Raw genomic sequence first — 24,608 nt, forward strand, 5'->3', positions numbered from 1 at the left:
TTGTATAAACCTTCCTCTAGATGTGGATCATCATAACATGCACAAAAAAGCCATACAATGTCATAATTGTATGGCAAACAATATTAGGTAAGGCCGTCTAGCAAACGTTTTAAGATCATTAATCCTTGCTCAAGCTCTTCAAGTGTTTTCGGTGCACAGACAGAAACCCTTACAGCTCTTTCAGGACAACTATTTCCCACTACAAAACGTTCAGCCGCATACACTTGCACGCCATGTCGCGCAGCCAACTCTTCAAATTCGGCACCGGTCATTTTACCCGGTAACAACAACCAACGAAAAATGCCTGTTTCAATGCCTAAACATGTATATCCCGCAACATATCGGTTTACGAGTTGATTTCTGCGAATGGTTTGTTCACGATGACGCTCAATTAAGACTTCAAATTGATTTGATACAATCGTGCGAGCAGTAAGTTCAGCTAATAGCGGAGAAACGGTTATATTTAAATTATAAAGCGCCTTTGATATTGGCTCCTTATATTGCCTCGGCACTGCTACATAAGCCAAACGCAGGCCTGGCGCTAACGATTTTGATAAACTTGCAATATGGATAACCTGTTGCGGTGCGAACGAGGCGAGTGCCGGAAGCGGATGTTTGTTGAGAAGATGGTACGATGCATCTTCAATAACAAACAGATTATATTTCTTTGCAATATCTGCAACCATTCTTCGATTCTCAACAGACATAAAGGAAGTCGTCGGATTATGATAATCCGGGATTAAATATAAACCTTTAATATTTTCGTTTTTACACGCATATTCAAGTGACTCCGGACTCATTTCATCGTTTTCTGATTTTATCGGTACAATTTGCACACTAAGCAATGATGCAACAGTTTTTAAGCCAGGGTACGTATGATGGTCAACACCGATGCGATCTCCAGGCTTACAAAGACTCGCCAATGTTGCAGCAATCGCATTCTGCCCTCCATTTGCAAATAAAATGTGATCAACGGATGTTTCAAATCCGCCTCTTTGGATGAGCTTTACAGCTGCATCCTTTTGCCAAAGGCTTTCACCTGCCCGGCCGTAGCTAAACCATTTTTCATAATCCTCCTCCTGAACCATGTTTTTCAGCTGGTGTAACAAGGGCTCATATGAAGCGTGATCTGGAAGTATTGCTCCCATTTCAATTAAATGTGTCGGCTTTGTATCCTCAAGTAAATACGCATTCGATAACGCATCATACGATACAAATGTGCCGCTCCCTACAGTCGCACTCAGCAGCCCCTTTAACTCACACACTTTAAACGCTTTGGAAATCGTACTCACATTTAAATCTAAATAATCGGCCAATTCTCGCTGCGGAGGAAGTTTTGTTCCAGGTAATAATACTCCGTTTATAATATCCTGTTCCAATTGCCCTGCAATTGCTTTATAAATAGGCTTTTCAGCTTTATCAATCGATGGCTTCCAGCTCATCGGATAGTTTTCAAAAGAATTGATAGGCATGATTCGCATCCTTTTTCCCTCAATTATAGGAATGTGCTGCTTATAAGACAATTATAACTTTCTTTTATTGATGCCTTTTGTGAACAGCATGCTTCAATAAAACCTGTACAAATACAAGTGAATCACTTCCTTTATTTCATATAAGTCATCCTGCAAAACTGTGCACAGAATGTCGGGTATATACATTTCACTCCTGTTATTCTTTGGTTAAAGGAGGCCAAATAAATGGATTTGCTTAAAAGTATGAACAGGGCATTACAGTATATTGAGGAAAATCTCACTCATGATATTGATTTTAAAGAAGCAGCAAAGCTTGCTTTCTGCTCTGAATATCATTTTAAAAGGATGTTTTCCTTCCTTGCAGGTATTTCATTATCGGAATATATTCGTCGCAGACGACTTACTCTTGCAGCTTTTGAACTGAAAGACAGCCATGCAAAAGTGATTGATATCGCAATCAAGTACGGTTATAACTCACCAGATTCTTTTACACGGGCATTCCAAAACTTACATGGCGTAAACCCATCAAAAGCCAGGCTTAATGGCCATTCGCTTAAAGCTTATCCAAAAATGACCTTCCAATTATCAATAAAAGGAGGAAGTGAAATGAACTATCGCATTGAAGAAAAAGAGGCATTTCGCATTGTTGGAATTACAAAAAGAGTTCCTATTATTTTCAAAGGGATTCATCCGGAAATTGCAGCTATGTGGGAAAGTTTAGATGAAGAAGCAATAAGTGAACTAAAAGCGATTTCTAATGTAGCACCATTAGGGCTCATTAGCGCATCCACAAATTTTTCTGAAGGTCGGGCGGAGGAAAAAGGAGAACTTGATCATTATATTGGTGCAGCTACAACAAAGCAGTGTCCAAATCACCTCTCACAGCTAGAAGTTCCTGCCTCAACATGGGCGGTATTCGAAGCTATCGGATCATTTCCGGATACACTGCAAGAAGTGTGGGGACGCATTTATTCCGAATGGTTTCCATCGTCAAATTACGAACAAATAGAAGGCCCGGAAATACTGTGGAATGAGCATAAGGATGTAACATCACCATCATTTAAAAGTGAAATTTGGATACCAATTGCAAAAAAGTAATACTGTTTTCGATCAGGGAAGAGGCATTGAAGGTTCTTGAAGAAATCATACCAAGGGCGGCAATCCCCTTGGTATCCCTGATGCAGCCGAGAGGGCTCAAACTCCACCAGTGTTTTTCATTGCTGGACCGTTCAAGCCCTTATATATCCCGATTTGCATGATTCCTAATCTTTCATATCGACTTTTTACTCTGCATAGAAGTCTCTTTATTTAAAGCCAATATTAAAGTTATCCCAATAATACAGAAAGCACCGACCCATTGAAAAAAACCAAATGGCGCTTTTAACCAAACGACAGTTGTTACAACTGCTGATAGAGGCTCTAGACTGCCAAGCAGGCTTGTTTCTTTGGGAGAAAGGCTTTCCAAGCTTTTTATGAAGAACCAAAACGCAATCATTGTTCCAAATAATATCACGAATAAGATATATGCATACGCCTCAACGGGTAAACGCTGAAAATCCAGCTGCCATGGCGGGTGGATAAAGCTCAATGCAACACCGCCGATTATCATTGCCCACCCCACTACAACAAGAGAATCAAATTTATGTAATAAACCAACGGCATATAAAGTATAAAAAGCTGCCGCGAATCCTGATAAAACTCCCCATACTACTGCAGCTGCCGGCACTGAAAGTTGAGACGTTGACCCATTTGTTAACAAAAAGAAGCAACCCGCTAAAGCAAGTACAACAGTAATGATATCTTGTTTAGTAAGAACAGTTTGTTTTCGCACAAGCGAGTAGATAATAACGATTACTGGGGATAAATATTGCAATAATGTAGCAACGGCAGCATTCCCGTGTTGAATGGATGCCATATATGTGTACTGCACAGCAAGCATTCCCAATAAGCCGAAAATTAGAAGCTGACCAGCTGACGCTTTGTTTTTCCAAACCCCAATAACCTGAGACCGGTCCTTTCTGAACAATTGAAGCATTAAAAGTAGCATTCCAGCCGTAAGCAAGCGTGTCGTTACAAGCCAATTGACATCAATTTGATAGTCTTGAAAAAGTTTTTTTGCTACCGTGCCTCCAATTCCCCAACATGTAGCCCCTGTTATAACATAGAACAATCCCATTCCTCTTTTGGAAGTATTCATACATGACTCCTCACTAATAAATATAATAATAGTGTTATGATAAATGCATACCTTTATAAAAAATACTCAAATATAATAAAAAAATATAAATATATTGAGGTGGGGATGTCCGAATGAAGAATTTTGTGATCGATCAAAATTTAAAAGAATTAACAGAGCACCGGACGGTAGAATTACCGGTTGCCTGTTACGAGACAAGGATCAATCAAAATATAAATGGCTATATTCCGCTTCATTGGCATGATGAAATTCAATTTGTTTTGATACTAAAAGGGATAGCTGTCTTTCAAATAAATGAAGAAAAAATAGTGGTTCAAGAAGGGGATGGATTATTTATCAATAGTGGCTGCCTGCACATGGCAGAAGAAAAGGATGGCTCGGATTGTACGTATATTTGCTTAAATGTGTCACCCCATTTCGTTTTATCTCAAGAACTTTATTCAAGCTATGTTCAGCCCTATATGTTTTCAACCAATTTATCCTATTTATATTTGGACGGAAATCAACATTGGGCAAAAAACATTCTAGAAGCTGTAAAAAAAATAAATCAATTGATTCAACAAAAGACATCACTTTATGAGATTGACATTACCATGCAATTAACGTTAATGTGGAAAAACCTGGTCATTAATGGCTTTCAATTGGAGTACGATCAATCTGAAATGATAAAAAGCCATCGAATGAAACAAATGTTAAATTGGATCCATCTCCATTTTGCTGAAAAAATCACATTAGAGGACATTGCAAAAGCTGGCCAACTGAGCCGTTCTGAATGCTGCCGTTATTTTAAACGAATGCTGAATCAAACGCCATTACGTTATGTAATGAATTATCGAATTCAAAAAAGCTTATTATTACTGCAGCACCCTGACTCCAATGTGACAGAAGTGTCTTATCAAGTTGGATTTAACAGTACCAGTTATTTTATAAGTAAATTTCAACAAGCGATGAAAATGACACCATTAACATACAAAAAAATTCATACGAAGCATTAATTTATAAAGTTTAGAAATGGGGTTCCTGTTAATGGTACCCTTTAAAGTGTTTACGGTTTTAAAAACGGCATTGTATAATGAGAAACAACTTAAAAATCGAGGTGATATCAACATGTTTTTAGCTCCACTATTTGAAAATGATGTTCCAGTAGCACTTCTCCGCCCTTAATGGAGTAAAGTGACTACTTCTCTCCGTTAGGGCATGTAATGACCTAATTTTAAATACGGAGGGAACAAAAAAATGAAAAATACCTTGTTAGGTTCTATATATTTAGCTTTAGCCGCTAGTATCTGGGGTGGCATGTATGTTGTGGTTAAGGTTGTTGTCGCAGTGATTCCGCCTTTTGAATTGGTTTGGATGAGGTACGTCATCGCCATCCTTGCACTTCTAATCATTGGTTTCATAAAGAGACAATCTTGGAAAATTCATAAACGCGACCTTTTATTAATAATTGCCATTGGAATTGTTGGCAACACGATTTCAATTGTTACACAAGAATATGGAACGATGTTGTCTACAGCACAAATGGGAGCAATTATTACGTCTTCAACACCAGCGTTTATGGTTATATTCGCTCGTCTATTACTCAAGGAACCATTGACTATCAAAAAAGGAATCTCAATTATTTTAGCGACCATAGGTGTATTATGTATTGTGGGAAACGGACATATTGATACATCTCATCAGCTTGGCGGTATTTCTCTGCTTGTTGCAGCACTTACATGGGCACTTATGTCAGTGCTGATCAAACGCGTTCCAAGCAGTTATTCACCTATACTTGTTACAACGTATTCAACTTTTGTTGCCATTGTGGCGCTAACTCCTTTTGTAAAACCTAGCACTATGTTTACGTCACAACTGCTTGACCCTAAAATTCTAGGTGGTCTTCTGTATTTGGGAATTGTTTCAACAGCTTGTGCCTTTTTATTGTGGAATCGCGGGTTACAGCTATTAAACGCTTCAAGTGGAGGCCTCTTTTTCTTTTTTCAGCCTCTGGTTGGAACATTACTTGGGTGGCTTCTGCTGGGAGAACAAATAGGCGGGACATTTTGGATAGGTTCGTTTTTAATTCTTAGCGGTGTTTTATTAGTGATTAAAGAGAAAGAAAAAGAAGTGAATTCATAACCAAAAAAAAGCAAACTATTTTATATAGTTTGCTTTTCAATTAACTTTGTTTCTTTCCACTTTACTTTGTCTTCATTTATAATATCTTCTTTCTTTATTTTTCTTCTCGCCTCCATACTCATTTGATGGTTGTCAAATTCCCTGTCAGCAAACCTTTTTCTGTCCGCAAGATAAGTGAACATGCATCATGAAGTAAGTGGCCGTTTGTGGGCAGTAGATCATTTAAAAATAAGCACAAAAAAATCCCAAGGTCTTCATCCCTTGATATCATTGGTTGGGCCGAGAGACTTGAACCATCACGGGTTATTCACCAACTAAGTCCTCAACATTTAAAACCATATCACTAGTTATGAAAGCTTGTTTTCATTGCACTCTCTATCCACGAATTATTGTTAGAAATTTATGATTAAATTTGTGCCCATATCGATTAGCAAACATGCCACTGGTAACCTGTCTGTTAAAGTAACCGCCTGTCTAATTTCATACCAACATTTTTTTATGAGCCAAGTCATGAATTCCTAAGGGAGATTGAATAACTCATTTTCAATGAAAAACTGATCTATGTTAATAAGTCGAGGTTTCAGGATATACACGGGTCACTTGACCTTTCCTTTATTGGGAATCCGACACGCTCCCTATTGTTTTGATGTTGTTTTTGCTTAATCTGTTTTTTTGAAAAAAGTTATTGACACCAAAAATTCGATCATGTTATTATTAAAAGTTTGATATTCCACCTCCATATATGGTAATCTTAAGAAGGTTACCATATATGGAGGTGGATGATATGTTTCAAATTGGCGATAACATTGTTTATCCAATGCACGGAGCAGGTATAATTGAAGCCATAGAAGAAAAAGAATTCTTAGAGGAAAAACAACAGTATTATGTCATAAGAATGTCAATCAGTAATATGACAGTTATGATTCCAACGCGTAAAATATTGAGTTCAAGTATACGACCAGTTACTGATATCCGTGCATTAAAACACATTATACACATTTTTCAGCATGGAGAATCAGATAGGTTACTGCCGTGGAAGCAAAGGTATATAGTAAACACGAACAAAATAAAAACGGGTGAAATACAAGAAGGCGCTGAAGTTGTACGTGATTTAATGCGCATGAAGAAAGAAAAAGCACTTAATTCAAGCGAAAAAAAAATGTTGGAAAACGCATATGAATTTTTGATTAGTGAACTGGAAGTAATTAAAGGAATCACTGAAAAACAAATAAAAAGTTTCTGCTAAGGTTAATTATGTATTGCATGAATATCCTGAATTTTCAATAATATTATGTTAAAAAAGTAAATCCATTTCAAAACGTTCAACTTCTTCAACTTACTTTTAGAGTATTAACCTCTTTTGTTATTCTACAATCTAATCCATTTTTATTATATTAAATTTCTTCTACGAACTTTTGAAGTTTTATCAAAAAACTTGATAAAATAGTCACTTAGCTATTATAATCCTGATTCACACTGGCACGGACAAGGAGCCGTAAGGATGGAAGAGAGGTAGGGCTTCCATTGTTTTAGGTATCTCTAAGTGATTATTTCCAGAAGAAAAATGAATCAATTTCCACTCTATCTTTAAGAATTTCTTATATCCACTGTTTTTTTTGCTTCCTCGCTAAAATAGTATTGGTCCCGACTAACGGCTACTAAGCATTTGGACAGGAAAAGAAAATATCTTTTTCTATCGAGGTTATCTGCAAATGGTTTTTTGTAGGACTTGAGATTATGAAGTCTTGTACTTATATTTACGGGCAGTTAGTGAAAAATGAAAATGCAGTTGTATTCGAAAAGAAAAGTAATTAATTTATATACATTCCGCATATTGTCAACCCAGTATGTTATACTGTAAACAAACCTTTGAAGTTTTAAATCTTTTTCTATTACCTTGTAGCATCTCCCTACTCGAACGTTGAGTAGGGTTTTTTATTGGGTATGATATAGACATAAAAAAACAGGCCCTATATAAAGAGCCTGTTTGTATAAACGATTTAAGATTAAGCTTTTTGAACGTTAGCAGCTTGAGCTCCACGAGCACCTTGCTCAACGTCAAACGTTACTTTTTGACCTTCGTCTAAAGATTTGAATCCGTCACTTTGGATTGCAGAAAAGTGTACGAATACATCGTCTCCATTTTCGCGTTCGATAAAGCCAAAACCTTTTTCTGCATTAAACCATTTAACTGTACCTTGTTCCATTTTTGTTGCCTCCTAGTGTGTGAACACACAATATATACTATCCTTGCCCAAAGTATCATCAAGACGAAAAGTCAATATTCATACTATCCTTTACACCGAACAAAAATAATTCTTCTTTATTATATCAGGAATCGGAAATAACTGCAAATTAATATTTCCGTTTTCCTCATAGCATTATTTGTTAAACATGTGGATACCCTCATTGCTTCATTATCATTGTCCAAAACCTCTTTCCTCAAACAATCAATGTTCACGGTCTAAATAAATCGATTCCCATAGGGGAGCATTGAGAGAGTTTGACCCGATAAAGTGCTGGGTATAATCTTCATACGCTTTTTGTATCCCGGCTGACTCTGCTAATAATAAACTGGAAATCAGTTTATTATTTCCAATAATTTCACAGATGGATGGGAAGAATACTTATCATATATGTGGTGTATGACGTTGGGCCTTCAAAGGCTATAAAACGTTTTCTACACTTAGAAGATCACCAGGGAAGGAGAAACTTTTAAAAATGAAAGAACAAAACCTAAGGACTTTGAGAAAACTGGTTACACCTTATGAAAAGTCCGATTTACACAAAAGTATTTGTCAAATCATTAACACATTGGTACCGTTTTTCCTGTTATGGTATTTGGCATATAAAAGCTTGTCGATTTCTTATTTCCTTACATTAACGATTTCTGTCGTTGCGGCGGGTTTTTTAGTGAGAACCTTCATCATCTTTCATGATTGCTGCCACTATTCCTTTTTTAAAAACAGAAAGGCGAATCGAATCCTTGGAACATTAACAGGAATTCTGACTCTGCATCCTTTTGATCATTGGGCACACGACCATTCTGTCCATCATGCGACAAGCAGCAACCTGGACAAACGCGGTACAGGCGATATTTGGGTACTGACCGTTGAGGAATATAAGGAAGCCTCAACTAAGACAAAAATAATGTACCGTTTGTACAGAAATCCGTTTGTTATGTTTATTATTGGACCGATTTATGTCTTCGGCATTACCAATCGTTTTAATCGAAAAGGGGCAAAACGCAAAGAACGGATGAATACGTATGTAACGAACTTGGGGATCGTCGCTTTGGCAGCACTTTTAAGTTGGGCTATTGGCTGGCAGAACTTCCTGCTGGTTCAGGTGCCGATTTTTATGATATCGGGCTCTCTAGGAATTTGGATGTTTTATATTCAGCATACGTTTGAGGATTCTTATTTTGTAGAAGATGAGCATTGGGAATATGTAAAAGCAGCAGTTGAAGGAAGCTCTTTTTATAAACTTCCAAAAATCATGCAGTGGCTAACAGGCAATATCGGTTTTCATCATGTTCATCACTTAAGCCCAAGAGTCCCAAACTATAAGCTTGAAAAAGTGCATAACAACACTGAACCATTGCAAAACGTCCCGACCATTACACTGGCAACAAGTCTTAAGTCGTTAAAGTTCCGCCTATGGGATGAAGAAAGCAAAAAATTTGTTGGTTTTAGCCACTTAAAAAAAGCCTCTAAAAGCCAAGTATCAGCGCGGCTAACAACGGATTAAAATAAACTCCCCCATAATCGATGATAAGGGACAGTGTATCTTGCAGAATAAAAGTGCAGACTCGCGCAACGATGTTGTGCAGAGGTCAGCACTTTTTTAGTTCCAAATACACTCATATAAGGAGACGATATGACATATACTTGGAGGCTGCTTTAAGGAGTAGACATTTATGTCTACTCCTTATTTATGACTAACCATCAACTTACAGCCAAGAGCAATAAATACTGTTCCAGATACTTTATTGAGAATATGATTGAATTTTTTGTTGTCTTTAAGTGTTTTTGTGGCCATCGTTGAAAAATACGTTACTAAGATGTACCACACTAAGGCTATAACGGCGAAGACGCTCCCTAATATAAGAAATGACAATGACACAGTCGACCCTGATGTTGATGCAAACCTGAGGCAAAAACGATAAGTAGAACAGAATGTTTTTAGGGTTAGCGATATTTGTAATAACCCCCTGGATATAATGTTTTTTAAGCGTCTCGTTAGCTGTATCCTTTAAAGTTATTCCGTCACTTTTCTTAAGAAGTGCTTTCATTCCAATGTAGATCAAATATAGCCCACCTACTATTTTTATAGCAGTAAACAGAACAACCGACTTCGCTAAGATAATGGATAATCCGACAGTAGCAAGTATTGTGTGAACAAAAGCGCCGGTAGCAATTCCAGCAGATGCAGCAAAACCACTAGCTCTGCCGTTCGAGATGCTTCTGCTTAATACAAACACAGCGTCTATGCCAGGAGCAGCTATAAAAACAAATGATGACAATACAAACAAAAAAAGATCATGAATTCCAAACATAAATTTCAACTCCTAAAATTCCACATTTCATCTAGTCAAATTTCAATAACTAAATGTCAATGAACCAACTTTTTTGCACAACTCCATGCTAAAAACTCACAACAGTTTTAAAAATCGTTTCCGCCAATCCTCTGCGAGTGCATCGATTTTTAATATTTCTTCAATTGATTTTTGATCCTCTTTTTGATGAAACAGAACTTGTGTGGCAGAAAGTACAGATATATCACATGGGTCCTTTTCAACAAGCTCTATGTCTGAATGAGAATCAACCGTCCCTTCTTGGAGCACCCGAAAAAAATAACCGGTTAGACATGTTTCAACCACTTTCTTCAGAAAATCTCTCTCTTCATTGTATTTCGATATAGTTGCACATGGCACTCTTCCTTGTGTTACTTGAATGATGGTACCACCTATTCTATACACATCACCTATACAAACCTGTTCTTCCAACATGCCTGTTGCAGTAATGTTTTCTCCAAAAATAGGCGGAGTCATTTTTTTGTTAAACATTCGTTCCCAATACGCATAATGCTCAAATGGATATAAACATACTGCTCGATCAACGCCGCCGTGAAATTTGTGGTTTGCAACATCATCACCAACAATGCCGGCTTTTTTCAGCTCAATAGATGATACAGTCGACTTGCCTATCGCGGACATTTCTTTTCGATGATTCCAATCATATTCCTTAGGTTTTCCAACAGCTAAATGAATGATTTGTCTATTCATGATACCCCTTCAATCGCCATGAGTTAGTTTGTCCAGTTTCAATCAAGATCTCACTCGTTATTTGACATACATACAGTTTCTTTAAGCGCACTAATAAAAGCATGGGTTGCAGCACTCAAATATTTATCTTTTCTATACACAACTCCAATTTCACGAGAAAGATTAGGTTTTAAAATTGGAATGATTCTTATATGAGGGTGATTAAGGTACTCTAAATAAGGTTTAGGAAGGATTGTTACTCCTACCCCTTTCATAACCATATTGATTAAAGACTGCATGGTTGTAATTTCAAAAATCGGCTTCGGAAGGAATCCTAAGTCTTTACAAGCTTCATCTATAAGATTCCTAATAAAATACTGTTGAGGGAGTAAAATTGAGGGTGTTGTCTTTAACACCTCTACATCTAACATATCCTGATTCTCTAACGGGTGACCTTCAGGCACTGCAAAAGCCATTTCTTCTGTGGATAAAGAAATTGATTCTAATTCATCGCCTTTCATGGGCAAGAATACAATTCCCAAATCCAACTTATTTTCTATGAGTTGTTTGTGAATGTCCCCGGTACGCAGCCCAAAAACGGATACCTTCACACCAGGGTATTTTTGATGAAAACTCAGTAAAGTAGGCGTGATCAGGTAATCCTCGACTGTCAGCAAAGTGCCAACCAAAATTGTCCCTCTTTGAAGTCCATTTAATTCATCTATTGAGGTCTTAGCCTGTTCTACCTCATAAAAAATTTTGCGAGTATACTGTAAGAGAAGCTTTCCTGATTCAGTAAGTGCTGTTTTTTTACCAATACGATCAAATAACGGAGTGCCAATTTCATGTTCTAATAGCTTAATTTGTTGACTTAAAGAAGGCTGAGAAATTCCTACTTTTTCAGCTGCTCTTGTAAAATGAAGTTCTTGGCATACTGCATAGAAATATTCAAGTTGTTTTAATTCCATCTCGCGCCTCCTTTAGGAAATGAATAGTACTTTATAGTCTGTCTCTATTAGATTGACTTTAAACTCGAGCCCTTGATTGGCACATATTCGTTTTTCGCTGCCCTTATTCCCGAGATCAAAACAATTACTGAAGTAAAAACTAACATATATAAAGGAGCCGTCCAACTATGTGTAACGTCATGTAACCAACCAAATAAAACAGGCCCTATAGCAGACAGAAGATAACCTAAAGATTGAGCCATACCTGAAAGTTCAGCTGCCTCGTTCGCATTTTGAGTACGCAGGCTAAAGAACATCATAGCTAAACTAAATGCACATCCAATTCCGATTCCAATTATGATCATCCATAAAGGCATAAGAAGTGTATCCCCATACATGATAGCAACAAACCCAAAAATTAATAGAGAAGCAGCTGCAGCTACTAATAACCGCTGGCTTTTTAAACGTCCAGCTAAAATAGAAACGAGAAATGTTACAGGAAGCATAGCAAGTTGCATTAAAGACAACGTCCAGCCAGCTTCATGAGTGTTTACCCCTTTTTCTTCAAGAATTTCAGGTATCCATGTAATCACTGTGTAGAAAATGAAAGATTGAAACCCCATAAATAACGTCACACTCCATGCTAGCCTAGAACGCCATAAGCTTATGGATTTCACTTCCTCTCCTGTTTTTTCAACCTGAACAGACTTTTGTTGATATTGCAGTTGTGGCAGCCAAATAAAAATGGTGAGCAGAGATAAAAGTCCCCAACACCCAAGGGCCCCTGACCATCCCAAACCTAAAGATGACGAAATCGGAATACTTATACCGGAGCCAACAGCTCCAAATAAATTCATAGATACTGCATAAAGTCCTGTCATCATACCTAGTTGTTTCATAAAGTTATATTTGATAAGACTGGGTAATAAAACATTGCCAATGGCAATAGACGATCCGATTAAAATCGTTCCTATAAATAATGTTTCTTTTCCAACAAAAGAACGTATTCCAATCCCAATTGTTAATACCACTAAGGACATCAATAGGGTTAACTCCATACCAAAACGCCGAGCTAAATGAGAAGCAAAAGGGGATAAAAATGCAAAAGCAAGTAAAGGTATTGTGGTTATGACTCCTGCCAGTGCATTAGAAATCCCCAAGTCATCACGAATTGCAGCTATTAGCGGACCAACCGATGTTAGGGAGGCTCTGAGATTTGCGCCAATTAGGATGATACCTATGATAAGCCATCCTATCCTAGGCTTTAAATCCAATCGCGATTGTCCTCCGTAATTTGTTAATTGTGAATTACCCATGATCAATATTGACCCTCCGTATCACGCAATGACACCATTCAGTTTCAGAATGTTTCCTGTTTCAACTGTACTTCTGTTTCATCTGTAATTAGATTACGAGCAGTGAAATCATCACTGGTTTGACTCTTACAATCAATTGATCGGAGAACGACATGGCCCTACTTTTATTCCCAACGAGTTATAGTGGTTCTTTATATTCATTATTGCTTGACCGCTTGTAACTTCAATAATGATATCGTTTAATTTCCTAAGATCAACTGGTTGATTCAACATTAATTGATGAAATAGTTGTTTAATCTCCTTTGGATATACATTCCCAACCATACTGGACAGCCCATTACAGCCATTAAGTATTTTTTCCGGAAGATTGACATCACCACCAGCGAACATCACAAAGTCATCCGGTAGTTTTGTACTTGAATGACGTTTGGCATCGCTCTCTTCTTTAAGCCCTACAAGATTTGAATGTTTTTGATTGATAAGCGTTTCAAATGATTCAGCACTTAGCTCAAACCCTGTTCTAAAAGGATTATTGTAAAGCACTACATGTTTAGTTGTGTGTTGCAGCAACTCATTCATATAGCTGATAGCCTGTTTTTGAGTTGGTTGAATATAAGGTGGGAACTGAATCAAAATGGCGTCAAAGACAGAGTCCTCAAGCTCCTTAATGAGTGTTATGGCATCTTTGGTCCTTGTTGCTGATACACCAAACATAAGCTCAACATTTTTGAATTGTTTTTGGTTAAAATAATGAATAATCTGGATTCGTTCTTCAATGCTCATTGAATTTTGTTCACCAGTAGTAGCAGATACAAGAACAGAATCAATCCCATTTTCTTTTAAATAGTCCAGAATGTCATTAAAACCTTCTACAAATAAACTCTCGTCGTTATGAAATGGAGTTGGAATCGCAACATTAAAATTTTTCATACAATACCTCCGTGGTTTTTTCGGAATTAGCATTAAACAATTGTCTTATACCTTGATGGTTTCTCACAAAGTCAATTTTCAATAAAAGTATAGGTCAGCCTAACTTATAATACAATTCAATTATTTATATAGAAATGATAGGTACGGCCTATCGTTTATAATCAAAAAAATAAAGTTAAACCGACTAAATTGTTAAAAACCGCATTGAATTCACAGGACATCATTTTATAGACAGAAAAAAAGAGGAGCAAACACATGGTTTACTCCTCTCATTACCTTTGGCTTCTTCGTATGGTGTTTTCTTTCATAAGCTAAGACGATCCCATCCAAAAACTGCAAAAGACACCGGTGTAAGACCAATTAACATGATTTCCGACAACACATGCCGTCCTTTTAATAATCATTTATAAATATAAAATGGAACCCCTATTGTCTAGGAGCTCCCTTATTATATTAAAGCCCCTATTCAGGAAAATCATTTCCCGCAGATGAATCAACAAAGGGATTTCCATATTTATCACAAAATTTATAAAAACCATAACGATTCATATACATCAATTTCTCTATGTTCTCAGGAGTATCAAAATCAATCATCTCTAAAATCAAACTAGTAAATTCAATAGGGGCGGTTCCATTTGCGGTAACCAAATTTTTATCTCTTACTGCTTGTTTCTCTACAAAACTGCTAATCGGTTTATATTGTTCATAATCCTTCCATAAGTAAACTAAATTACCTGTATGGCTATGATTATTCAGCAAACCATTCTTCGCCAAAAAATCCACTGCACCGCATATCGCTGCTATTGGAATGTCTTTTTGAAATGCAGTTTTTACGAAATGTAAAAGTTTTTTGGTATGTTTTTTTCTTAAGATAGCACCTCAAAGATGCCAAGAAATTATCATCAAAAAAGGTGAACTTGTATCACCGTTTTTAACCATGTTTTTGTTGTTAATTTAAAACAGTAAAGTTATTAATAACTCCATCGGATTTTTCCCAGCTTTTTGCAAATTCTTTACTCTGTATAATGTAAGAGAAAATTGTTCGTTCTTTTATTTCTCTTCCAGTCGATTCATCAGTGTATGACTTAGCTTTTGAATCAATTCCTAAGAAATAAACCTCTTTTCCATCAGATGAGTATTGAGGAAATGATTGACTAAGTAATTTGAACTTCCCATTCTCTTTAAATAAAGGTTTGTATTTATTTGTTCCCAAATCTAACTCATATACCGTTCTGAACTCATTATCTGATTCTGAGCCAGACGTAAATAAAACCTTGTTGCCTTTTGGTGCAATTGCAACATCTTGTATAGGTTTAGTAAGGCTTCCAATTTGCTTTGTTTGTTTTGAACCAATAATTGAAAAGAATGTTTTAGGAGGTTTTAGCGGGTCTCCTGTTAGATTTGCTTTTTCAACATTTTTCATATCTTCGGTTAAAGAATAATGTAAAACAATTTGATTATTTTCACGTGAATTATATTGGAAAAAGGCTACATTTTGATCTTCATTTGATTTATCTGGAAATATAATTGCGGTTTTTTTAGTGATCAAATTAAGTGAGGCCAAATGGAAGTTGCGATGGTTTGGTAGATTTACTCTCATATATATTGTTGTTCCATCAGAAGAGAGTTGCAGTTCGTCAGCGTAATCAAAACTTTTGGTTACAATTTCTTTTCTGCCCGTTTTTAATTCGAAACGTACAATATTTAATTTATTTTGTTTATCTCTTTTGGTGTAATATAATGTGCTTCGGTCTTTATTTAAAGTCATTGAAGGATATTCTGTCATTTTTTCTTGATGGAGGATATCATCATTGAAGTAGTAGGAAGTAATCAGGTGTGCATTAGTAAATGAAACCAAAAGATCAGGCTCTGAAATTTTTGACGTTATATGTTTTGTATGACCGTTATATACATTTGAAAATAAGATTAAAATACTAACTAAACCTACAACAAATAAGATGACCCACATTTTTTGGTTTTGCACGTTTACATCCACCTTTAAAAGAAGCAGGCAACTATGCCTTCTAATAAGAATATTGCCCGGCTACGAGACTAGTACTAGTGCTGTAACCTAAGGCTTGAAAAGCAGTAGGGCTACATCAAGCACAGCTAAAGGTAACGTTCCTACACCCCATAAACAGTAATTTGCTTTAAAGGTTTTTCGTTTGATTTTGCGGTTATCTTTGTGCCTTTAGGGGAGTTGTCGCCGTCGATTTTAGTTACACAATCCTCCATGATATCCAACTTTACCTACCCCATTATACCAAGAAATGTTTCCGTGGATAGTCTTTGCGTTAACTGAAAGAGGGGTACCGATTGTCAAAAAGGTAATACCAACAAGAATCATAATAATCAAATACTTTTCATGGTCACACTGCTACCAGTTTTTCCCTAATTTTCCATTCTGGCATAATTATTATTTGATTTGGGTGAGTTTCTTTCGACATGATTCACTATGAAATTACATTATCATCAATATAGAAAGATTTGATCACTCTGATGCAAAAAACAAAAAAGATACCAATATAGTTTGGTATCTTCCTTTGAGAATTCGAGTCCCTCAACCTAGCAAAAACATATCATGAGTTACAAAAGCTTTTATTCAAAGCATTTATTTATACTTATTTTCATCATTTTTCATGAATTCTGGGTACATAGAGACCAAGGAACTCTACATTTCATCAAGGAATATGTAGATTGCCCTGCTTTAATTAATTTTAAGTCCTCGCTCTATGCTCCCCTGAATTCAGTATTCAATGTAACTTTGAAATTAAGTTTATTAAAATCTATCACAAACCCTTATTTTCACAACACATCATTTGTTTTCAGCTTACCTTGCGAATATCGGATCAATGCTCAGCTTTAAGATAGTCAACCAATTTCTCCGCACTGTTCTTAACATCTGCTTCCGAAAGGTAAAGTGTCCCATATTGTGTAAATGCAGGGATAAAACGCATTCCTATATAGTTAGCAGTGACTTGAAACGGTCTGATAAGCTCGCTGATCGTGATATTATATTCTCCGCCTGCTTGATAATCAGATTCCTGTGCACCTAAGGAGATAGCTAAGAGTAGTTCTTTTCCATGCAATTTAGTTCCTCCAGTTCCATAAGCCCAGCCATGTGTTAACACATCATCTTCCCATTGTTTTAGTAACGCGGGACTGCTGTACCAATACATTGGGAACTGGAACACGATACGCTCATGATCTACCAGGAGCTGCTGCTCTTTTTCCACATCAATGATAAAATTAGGATATTCACCGTATAGGTCATGAACCGTAATGTCTTTCTCTTGCTTTAAACGATTCATCCAGGTTTTGTTGACAACAGACGTTTCCAAATTAGGGTGTATAACGATAACTAATGTTTTCATTTGACTGATTATCCTTTCTTCGCCGATTAGTTATTGCTTTTACGATAATGAATTGATTCTCATTTTAAAATAGCAACTTTATTTACACCTATTTTATTCCTTTTCATGAATTCCGGGCAACTAATTGGGCACCAAAATCAATGATGACTTAAGACATTGTTTTGTAGAAATCCGATATAACAGAATAATCCCAGTATATTCTCCATCTTTTTGGCTTTTTATCTGAACGAGAAGGGAATCCATAATCAAACCCTTTTTCGATTGTATGCTTCTTAACTGTTTCATATCGCTTCTATGTCCGAGTAATTAAAAAACGCTTCGAAAAATACCTTGTTTTCAGGGTTGCTTGTTGATTATATATGGTTTAATACTTTGATTTTTTTTCAGAATTATCATTTTTATCCTTTGAAAATCGGGTCACCTAGATCAATAATAAACAAGCTGTAGCCCATAATATGTGTTTTCATATTTTCACTCCTAGTACATGAATTTATTTAAAAATATAATGAACCTATTTCAAATTAAGATTAACTGAGAGCTTTATCTTTTTTCTTTCATAATGAAAAAAAGAACCTTTTTCGGCTCTTTTATTAGATATTATCCATTCTTTTTTTCACTTTCTTACTAAGCTTAAAGCCGAATTTATTTATATACTCTTCGTTTTTCACCATTATTGGATATGCCTCTATGATTGGCAAGGTACGAATCAAGATATAGACACCTACAGTTATCAAAACTACACAAACTGGATAGTAGGCAATTAAACCTGAAGCTATATGTTTTCTTTCAAGAAGAAACAAACTTTACTGCACTTTATTAAGAAACACTCTTGAATTCTCCGTATGAAAAAAAGCTAATTCACTTCATTATGAATTAGCTTTTTTGTACAATCAGGTCAGCAACATCAGCCATAAACACATCTAACATTTTTTTAGATGGCTTACTTTAGGTAAGTGGGCAGTAGATTATTTAAAAATAAACACAAAAAAATACCAAGGGCGTCAAAACCCTTGGTATCATTGATGCGGCCGAGAGGACTTGAACCTCCACGGGTTATTCACCCACTAGGCCCTCAACATAGTAAATCCATATCACTGGTTATGAAAGCTTATTTTCATTACACTCCTTATTTTGATTTGCCATCATTTCTATACGTTTATATGAATTATGGTTAAAAAATGGTGACCAAAACAATGAATGTCCTTGCTTTTTCATTTATATTGATTAAGAATTTTTAATCTCTTCCTTATTATAAAGAGGCTGACGAAAATGATCGTCAGCCTAATCTTTGTTCTCATATCCGCTTTCCATAAATGATATATCGCTTTGGAGCATTTCCAATGTATGAAAATGGATAACACGTAGTTAGAATGAGCTCCTCTTCACTATGCTGCAGCGTAATAATGGAAGTATCATTTTTATCAACAATTTTCATGTTCTCAATCTTATACTGAAAACTTCCATATGGCAGCTTCACCTTTAATTGATCACCTTTTTTCAGTTCTCCCGTTCGGCGGAAGACAGTATCCCGATGACCCGACAGAACAATTTGCCCGTTTTCATCTGGATAATAACTGCCTTTGTAGTGGCCGACTCCTTTTTCCAAATCATCCGCATCGGTTCCCTCTACAATCGGAAGCTCGGCGTCGATCTTTGGAATCTCCAGAATGCCAACTGCCTCTCCGAACTTAGGCTTAAATCCTTCTTTTTCTGAGCCGCCGCTTTTTTCAGAAGGGCTCTTTAGTGCAAGTTTTGCTTCATCTAATGTTTGTTCTGTCTTATGACTGATGTCCACCACTTCCCAGACTCCGTAACCTATTAAAACGAGTCCAGCAATAATGATGAATAGAGGAAGATATTTCTTCATGCAACATCAGGCATTTCTTTTTCTTCTAAAGTACCAGAGTGCAGTTCCAGCTACTAACAGCACCAAACCAACTAGGATCAGATTATACGTATTTGTTGCTGTATTTGGAAGTTCATTTCCTGCATTTGTCTTTCCACCTGTTTTTTCTGGTGTTGATGGCGTTGGTTTACTTGGCTCATCAGAAGGATTAGAGTTGCTTGGTGTTTCAGAGCCTTTCGATACAACATTCATCTCTGCTTTAGGCTTATCTGGCTTATCAATACTGCTGCCTTCTACAGTTGCCACGTTTGTAATCGTTTTGCCTTCATATCCAGACTCAATTTTCGCTTGGAATGTCACAGTATGCCACTCAGTATCAGTGACATCACCAAAGTTAGCAGTAATCTTGCCATCCTTGATTGTTGCTTCTCCGCCGTTGCTCGCTTTCAAGCTGCCTTCGACATACTTCAATCCAGCTGGAAGATCATCTGAAATCACCAGGTTTTCTACTTTACCGTCGGATACTGTATTTCGGGTTTTAATGGTGTAGACTACCGTATCCCCTGCTTCATACTTTTCCTTATCTGAATCCAAGTTCTTCACTGTTTTTTCAGATTCTAAAACAGGATTTCGCGGATATACCTTCACTTCATGGCTCGGTTGGTCAGGGGTCTTGATATTGTCACTGCTGATGTTTGCAGTGTTGACGATATCTTTACCTGCTTGCCCAGACTTCACTTTTGCTTCAAATGTTACAGAGTGCCATTTCGTATCGGTCACATTACCAAACTCTCCTGACGTCTTACCGTCGGCATAATATCCATGATCATCGTCTTGATCATCACTTACTGCTGTACCATCCACTTTCAATGTTCCTGCAACATATTCTAATCCTTCCGGAAGAGAATCCGAGATGACAAGATCTTTGACAAGGCTGTCATCAACCGTATTCCGGGTTTGGATTGTGTAAAGAAGCGTGTCGCCAGATTCCGGATGGTCCTCATCTTTATTTCCATCAGCTTTTTCCTTAATGGAGGCTGTTTTCTTTGATTCTAGTTTTGGTTCCTTAGGATCAACTTTCATGTCTGTTCCCGGTGTATCTGGTGTGTCGATATTGCCGCCGTCAACGGTTGCCACGTTTTTAATCGTTTTTTCCGCATATCCGGACTCAATTTTCGCTTGGAATGTCACACTACGCCACTCGGTATCAGTCACGTCACCAAAGTTAGCTGTGATTTTGCCGTCCTTGATGGTTGCTTCTCCACCGTTGCTCGCTTTCAAGCTGCCTTCGACATACTTCAATCCGGCTGGAAGTTTATCTGAGATAACAAGATCAGTTACTTTACTATCAGCTACTGTATTTCTTGTTTTAATCGTGTAAACAACCGTGTCTCCCGCTTCATATTTCTCTTTATCTGAATCGAGATTTTTCACTGACTTTTCCGACTTTAAGATCGGATCTTTCGGAGAAACTTTTACCTCATAGCTTGGTTTATCCGGTTTATCAGTATTATCACCGCTAATGCTAGCCGTATTGACAATATTTTCACCTGATTGACCAGCTTTTACTTTCGCTTCAAATGTAACAGTATGCCATTCTGTATCAGTCACATCGCCAAACTGGCCTGATACTTTGCCGTCTGTCACATCGCCTTTATCATCATCTCGGGCATCACTGACTTCTTTATTATCTACTTTGAGTGTGCCAGGAACATATTCTAAGCCTGCCGGCAGTTTATCTGCGATAACAAGATCAGTTACTTTACTGTCCTTAACTGTATTTCTTGTTTTGATCGTGTAAACAATCGTATCTCCAGCTTCATACTTCTCTTTATCTGAATCCAAATTCTTCGCTGACTTTTCAGACTCTAAGACGGGATTTCTTGGAGAAACTTTGACCTCATGGCTTGGTTTGTCTGGTTTATCAACATTGTCGCCTGTGACGCTGGCAGTGTTGACAATTTTCTCGTCAGCTTGTCCTGCTTTTACTTTCGCTTCAAAGGTAACAGTATGCCATTCCGTATCAGTCACATTACCGATTAGACCCAACACTTTGCCATCTGTCATAGCGCCTTTGTCATCATCTTGGGCATCGCTAACTTTTTTATTGTCTACTTTTAGCGTTCCAGAAACATACTCGAGTCCTTCTGGAAGTTCATCTGAGATAATAAGATTTTTCACCAGACTATCCTCAACTGTGTTTCTTGTCTGGATCGTATAAAGAAGGGTATCTCCCACTTGTGTCTGATTCTCTTCTTTATTTCCCTCTGCTTTTGCTTGAAGACTTGCTGTTTTCTTTGACTCTAAGGCAGGATTCCTAGGATAAACTTCGACTTCATTTTTCGGCTTATCCGGAGTTTCCAAGTTACCTCCAGTAACGTTAGCCGTATTTTGAATCGTTTCACCAGCTTGTCCTGCTTTTACTTTCGCTTCAAAGGTAATAGTATGCCATTCAGTGTCAGTCACATCACCAATTTGACCTGACACTTTGCCATCTGTCACATCACCTTTATCGTCGTCTTTGACGTCACTGACCCCTTTATTGTCTACTTTTAGTGATCCTGAAACGTATTCTAATCCGTCCGGAAGTTCATCTGAAATGACGAGGTCTTTCAGCAGACTGTCCTCAATTGTGTTTCTCGTTTCGATTGTATAAAGAAGGGTATCTCCTACTTCTGGATGTTTATCATCTTTATTGCCCTCTGCTTTTTCCTGAAGGCTTGCAGTTTTCTTCGATTCTACATCCGGTTTTCTTGGATAAATCTCAGTATCATTGCTTGGCTTATCTGGTGTCTCGATGTTACTGCCAGTAACGCTAGCCGTGTTCTTAATCGTTTCACCAGCTTGACCAGCCTTTACTTTCACCTCAAAGGTAACATTATGCCATTCAGTATCAGTCACATCACCAATTTGGCCTGACACTTTACCATCTGTCACATCACCTTTGTCATCGTCTTTGGCGTCACTGACTGCTGTACCGTCTACTTTCAGAGTACCTGGAACGTATTCCAGTCCATCTGGTAGCGTATCTGAGATTGTAAGGGCTTTTGCCTCACTGTCTTCTTCTGTATTTCGTGTTTGAATTGTGTAAAGAAGCGTGTCTCCCACTTCTGGGTGATCAGGATATTTGTTTCCTTCCACTTTTTCCTTAATTGCCGATGTTTTCTTTGATTCTAAAGCAGGGTTCCTCGGATAAACTTTGACTTCATTACTCGGTGTATCCGGAGTTTCAATATTATCTCCTGAAATGCTTGCCTTATTGATAATATCCTTTCCTGCTTGACCAGACTTCACTTTCGCTTCAAAAGTCACATTATGCCATTCGGTATCGCTTATATTACCAATCTGTCCTGATACTTTCCCATCAGCATACTGCCCCTTATCATCATCTTGAGCATCACTGACTGCTGTGCCGTCTACTTGTAAAGTGCCCGGAACATATTCTAAGCCTTCTGGCACCGCATCTGAAATAGCAAGGTTTTTCACCTGACTGTCTTCAATAGTATTTCGGGTTTGAATCGTGTAAGAAAGCGTATCTCCAACTTCTGGGTGATCCGCATCTTGGTTTCCATCCGCTTTTGCCTTAATAGCAGATGCTTTCTTTGATTCAAGTACAGGATCTTTAAAAACAACCGGGGTCGTTACTATGTTTGATTCAGTTTTTTTACTTGTATTCGTTAATAAACTGTCATAGTTTATTTGTGCTTTGTTAGAAATTTCTTTGCCGACATAACCTGTCTTAGCTTTCACTTTAAACTGTACAGTCATTCCATTAGGCAAGTTGGTCGTGTTAGGTAGATCTCCTAATGCAACATTTACTTTATTACCATCAAAATTGCCTTCATCACCATCTGCTGCATCAGTTAAATTCTTTGTTGTCGAACCGTTAATTAATTTTAATGATCCAGGAACATATTCAGTTCCCTCTGGAATTGCATCGGAAAAGCTTGCATCAGCTGCAACGTCTCCGCCTTGGTTTTTGACTTGAACTGCATATGTTAATTCATCTCCAGGATGCACCTCGCCCTGTGGAGAGACTGACTTATTTGCCGTCACACATGGTTCTGTTCCAAGAAATATATCATCCAATAAATTACCGAACTGTGGACTGCCACTTGCAGTTGAAACTGCCTCAAAACCAAACCTTGTTTTAGTTTGTCCTGCAGGCACCGTATAAGTTCCGGTATAATAATACCATTTATCATATGTGCTGGTCATTTTTTGAATAACTGGAAGTTTATCAACTGAAGAACTCGCTGATCCTATTCGAATCTGCATAGTGTCAGGACCATATTCCCCGCGATGAGCCAGTCGCCAATGAATGGTTTGTCCTGGAGTTGTATTTACATCTTGATATAACATTGCAGCTTCATGGGCATTTAATTCTGCATATTGTGTTCCTTCTGCGGCAACAACAGGAATATTTCTGTTATCAGCAGGACCGACCATGAATTTATTAGAGTTTTGCATAATTTGTATCCGGTTGTCGGATGCATCTGTTTCCCAACCTGGAACTTCATCTTCGTAAAAGTACATCCAAAAGTTCTCGGATCCCGGAGAACCTGTATCCCCAGCATTTCTTGCTTTAGGTTGTTCAAAGCCCCCATTGATCAATGCAACTGGGGCTGGGCAAGTATTTTCTGCAGCTTGAGTTACCTCTGTATTATCTTCAGCATGAATATGATTCGGCAAAACTGTCAACACATTGCCAGCAATCAATAACAAGACTGCAAAAATCATTAGGGTTTTCCTAAGATTCAGTATGTAAGCTTTAGGCACAAAGCCCTTTCTCATAGACTCCCACTCCCATTATTTAATTGTTTTATGAACCTACATCCCGATAAATTCACACGAATCGGAATATTCGTTCTTTATTTGACCTCCTCTCGAATTAAATATATATAACAAATAAATCTTTTACAATGTGACAAAATATTCATATATTTGTCATAAAATAAGGTTGGACTTCAAAAAACATCAAGTATTTGTCGTAATTTGTAAAGAGTATTTCGTCCTTTTTTGTGTAAATTTGTTTAATTAACTAGATATAAGTGGTTTTCGTATGTAAATTCCATACAAGTTACATCTCTATTGTTGAAAAATGGGATAACAATTCAACATCATCAATATAAAAAGATT

19 protein-coding genes and 3 pseudogenes are annotated in these 24,608 nt (G+C 37.2%); 5 read left to right on the top strand and 17 right to left on the bottom strand.

The genetic code is table 11. The features are described 5' to 3' along the window. Nucleotides 1-83: 83 nt before the first annotated feature. Nucleotides 84-1,472, bottom strand: coding sequence for a PLP-dependent aminotransferase family protein (locus ACQXR1_RS13350; protein ID WP_430772301.1), 1,389 nt, complete (start codon nt 1,470-1,472; stop codon nt 84-86). Nucleotides 1,473-1,697: 225 nt separating this feature from the next. Between ACQXR1_RS13350 and ACQXR1_RS13355 the strand changes: the two genes are divergently transcribed. Further along, entirely contained in the window at nt 1,698-2,570 is an 873-nt protein-coding gene (locus ACQXR1_RS13355) for an AraC family transcriptional regulator (protein ID WP_040084085.1), read from the top strand. A gap of 172 nt (nt 2,571-2,742) precedes the next feature. Here the strand turns inward: ACQXR1_RS13355 and ACQXR1_RS13360 are convergent, their stop codons facing one another. Beyond that, nucleotides 2,743-3,669, bottom strand: coding sequence for a DMT family transporter (locus tag ACQXR1_RS13360; RefSeq protein ID WP_306645483.1), 927 nt, complete (start codon nt 3,667-3,669; stop codon nt 2,743-2,745). Nucleotides 3,670-3,782: 113 nt separating this feature from the next. Here ACQXR1_RS13360 and ACQXR1_RS13365 point away from each other — a divergent pair, with 113 nt between their 5' ends. The 3 genes from ACQXR1_RS13365 to ACQXR1_RS13375 all read left to right on the top strand — a co-directional run bounded on the left by ACQXR1_RS13365 (nt 3,783) and on the right by ACQXR1_RS13375 (nt 7,036). Then, nucleotides 3,783-4,664, top strand: a complete 882-nt coding sequence (locus ACQXR1_RS13365; RefSeq protein WP_069840358.1) for an AraC family transcriptional regulator — start codon at nt 3,783-3,785, stop codon at nt 4,662-4,664. Nucleotides 4,665-4,905: 241 nt separating this feature from the next. After that, complete coding sequence (locus tag ACQXR1_RS13370) at nt 4,906-5,790, top strand: DMT family transporter (RefSeq protein ID WP_430772302.1); 885 nt, start codon at nt 4,906-4,908, stop codon at nt 5,788-5,790. A 784-nt stretch (nt 5,791-6,574) separates the two neighbouring features. After that, nucleotides 6,575-7,036: a CarD family transcriptional regulator gene (locus ACQXR1_RS13375; RefSeq protein ID WP_080488105.1), complete on the top strand. Its 462-nt coding sequence runs from the start codon at nt 6,575-6,577 to the stop codon at nt 7,034-7,036. A 760-nt stretch (nt 7,037-7,796) separates the two neighbouring features. Here ACQXR1_RS13375 and cspC read toward each other — a convergent pair. After that, nucleotides 7,797-7,997 (bottom strand): cold shock protein CspC, encoded by a 201-nt coding sequence (cspC, locus tag ACQXR1_RS13380; protein ID WP_013351108.1) that lies wholly within the window; start codon nt 7,995-7,997, stop codon nt 7,797-7,799. A 243-nt stretch (nt 7,998-8,240) separates the two neighbouring features. After that, complete coding sequence (locus tag ACQXR1_RS13385; protein WP_139236140.1) at nt 8,241-8,402, bottom strand: molecular chaperone TorD family protein; 162 nt, start codon at nt 8,400-8,402, stop codon at nt 8,241-8,243. A gap of 109 nt (nt 8,403-8,511) precedes the next feature. Between ACQXR1_RS13385 and ACQXR1_RS13390 the strand changes: the two genes are divergently transcribed. Beyond that, entirely contained in the window at nt 8,512-9,540 is a 1,029-nt protein-coding gene (locus ACQXR1_RS13390) for a fatty acid desaturase (protein ID WP_430772303.1), read from the top strand. Between the two features lie 180 nt (nt 9,541-9,720). Here the strand turns inward: ACQXR1_RS13390 and ACQXR1_RS13395 are convergent, their stop codons facing one another. The 13 genes and pseudogenes from ACQXR1_RS13395 to ACQXR1_RS13455 all read right to left on the bottom strand — a co-directional run bounded on the left by ACQXR1_RS13395 (nt 9,721) and on the right by ACQXR1_RS13455 (nt 24,263). Beyond that, on the bottom strand, nt 9,721-9,897 hold the full coding sequence (locus ACQXR1_RS13395) for a hypothetical protein (RefSeq protein ID WP_430772359.1): 177 nt from the start codon (nt 9,895-9,897) through the stop codon (nt 9,721-9,723). After that, nucleotides 9,812-10,348 carry a LysE family translocator gene (locus tag ACQXR1_RS13400; protein WP_430772304.1) on the bottom strand — a complete coding sequence of 179 codons (537 nt, stop codon included), beginning with the start codon at nt 10,346-10,348 and terminating at the stop codon, nt 9,812-9,814. Before ACQXR1_RS13400 ends, ACQXR1_RS13395 begins: the two co-directional genes overlap by 86 nt. A gap of 96 nt (nt 10,349-10,444) precedes the next feature. Further along, nucleotides 10,445-11,077 carry an MOSC domain-containing protein gene (locus ACQXR1_RS13405; protein ID WP_430772305.1) on the bottom strand — a complete coding sequence of 211 codons (633 nt, stop codon included), beginning with the start codon at nt 11,075-11,077 and terminating at the stop codon, nt 10,445-10,447. Between the two features lie 50 nt (nt 11,078-11,127). Beyond that, a complete protein-coding gene (locus ACQXR1_RS13410) occupies nt 11,128-12,024 on the bottom strand; it encodes a LysR family transcriptional regulator (RefSeq protein ID WP_430772306.1) in 897 nt (298 codons plus the stop codon). A 47-nt stretch (nt 12,025-12,071) separates the two neighbouring features. After that, nucleotides 12,072-13,319: a CynX/NimT family MFS transporter gene (locus tag ACQXR1_RS13415; protein ID WP_430772307.1), complete on the bottom strand. Its 1,248-nt coding sequence runs from the start codon at nt 13,317-13,319 to the stop codon at nt 12,072-12,074. Between the two features lie 132 nt (nt 13,320-13,451). After that, nucleotides 13,452-14,249: a dihydrodipicolinate synthase family protein gene (locus tag ACQXR1_RS13420; RefSeq protein WP_069149004.1), complete on the bottom strand. Its 798-nt coding sequence runs from the start codon at nt 14,247-14,249 to the stop codon at nt 13,452-13,454. 462 nt (nt 14,250-14,711) lie between these two features. After that, nucleotides 14,712-15,101 (bottom strand): annotated as a pseudogene (locus ACQXR1_RS13425) (DJ-1/PfpI family protein); the annotation flags it as partial. Between the two features lie 97 nt (nt 15,102-15,198). After that, complete coding sequence (locus ACQXR1_RS13430; RefSeq protein WP_430772308.1) at nt 15,199-16,233, bottom strand: hypothetical protein; 1,035 nt, start codon at nt 16,231-16,233, stop codon at nt 15,199-15,201. Nucleotides 16,234-16,273: 40 nt separating this feature from the next. Then, nucleotides 16,274-16,596: pseudogene (locus ACQXR1_RS13435) on the bottom strand (hypothetical protein). Between the two features lie 502 nt (nt 16,597-17,098). Beyond that, the gene (locus tag ACQXR1_RS13440) at nt 17,099-17,623 is read right to left on the bottom strand and encodes an NAD(P)H-dependent oxidoreductase (RefSeq protein ID WP_430772309.1); all 525 of its coding nucleotides are present in this window, start codon (nt 17,621-17,623) and stop codon (nt 17,099-17,101) included. Nucleotides 17,624-17,837: 214 nt separating this feature from the next. Then, nucleotides 17,838-18,044: pseudogene (locus ACQXR1_RS13445) on the bottom strand (hypothetical protein); the annotation flags it as partial. 873 nt (nt 18,045-18,917) lie between these two features. Further along, nucleotides 18,918-19,490 (bottom strand): class D sortase, encoded by a 573-nt coding sequence (locus tag ACQXR1_RS13450; protein ID WP_430772310.1) that lies wholly within the window; start codon nt 19,488-19,490, stop codon nt 18,918-18,920. Between the two features lie 6 nt (nt 19,491-19,496). After that, the gene (locus ACQXR1_RS13455; protein ID WP_430772311.1) at nt 19,497-24,263 is read right to left on the bottom strand and encodes an isopeptide-forming domain-containing fimbrial protein; all 4,767 of its coding nucleotides are present in this window, start codon (nt 24,261-24,263) and stop codon (nt 19,497-19,499) included. Between the last annotated feature and the right edge of the window lie 345 nt (nt 24,264-24,608).

Origin of the sequence: Bacillus sp. ATD (genome assembly GCF_050585765.1) — a bacterium.
GTDB lineage: Bacteria > Bacillota > Bacilli > Bacillales > Bacillaceae > Bacillus > Bacillus stercoris.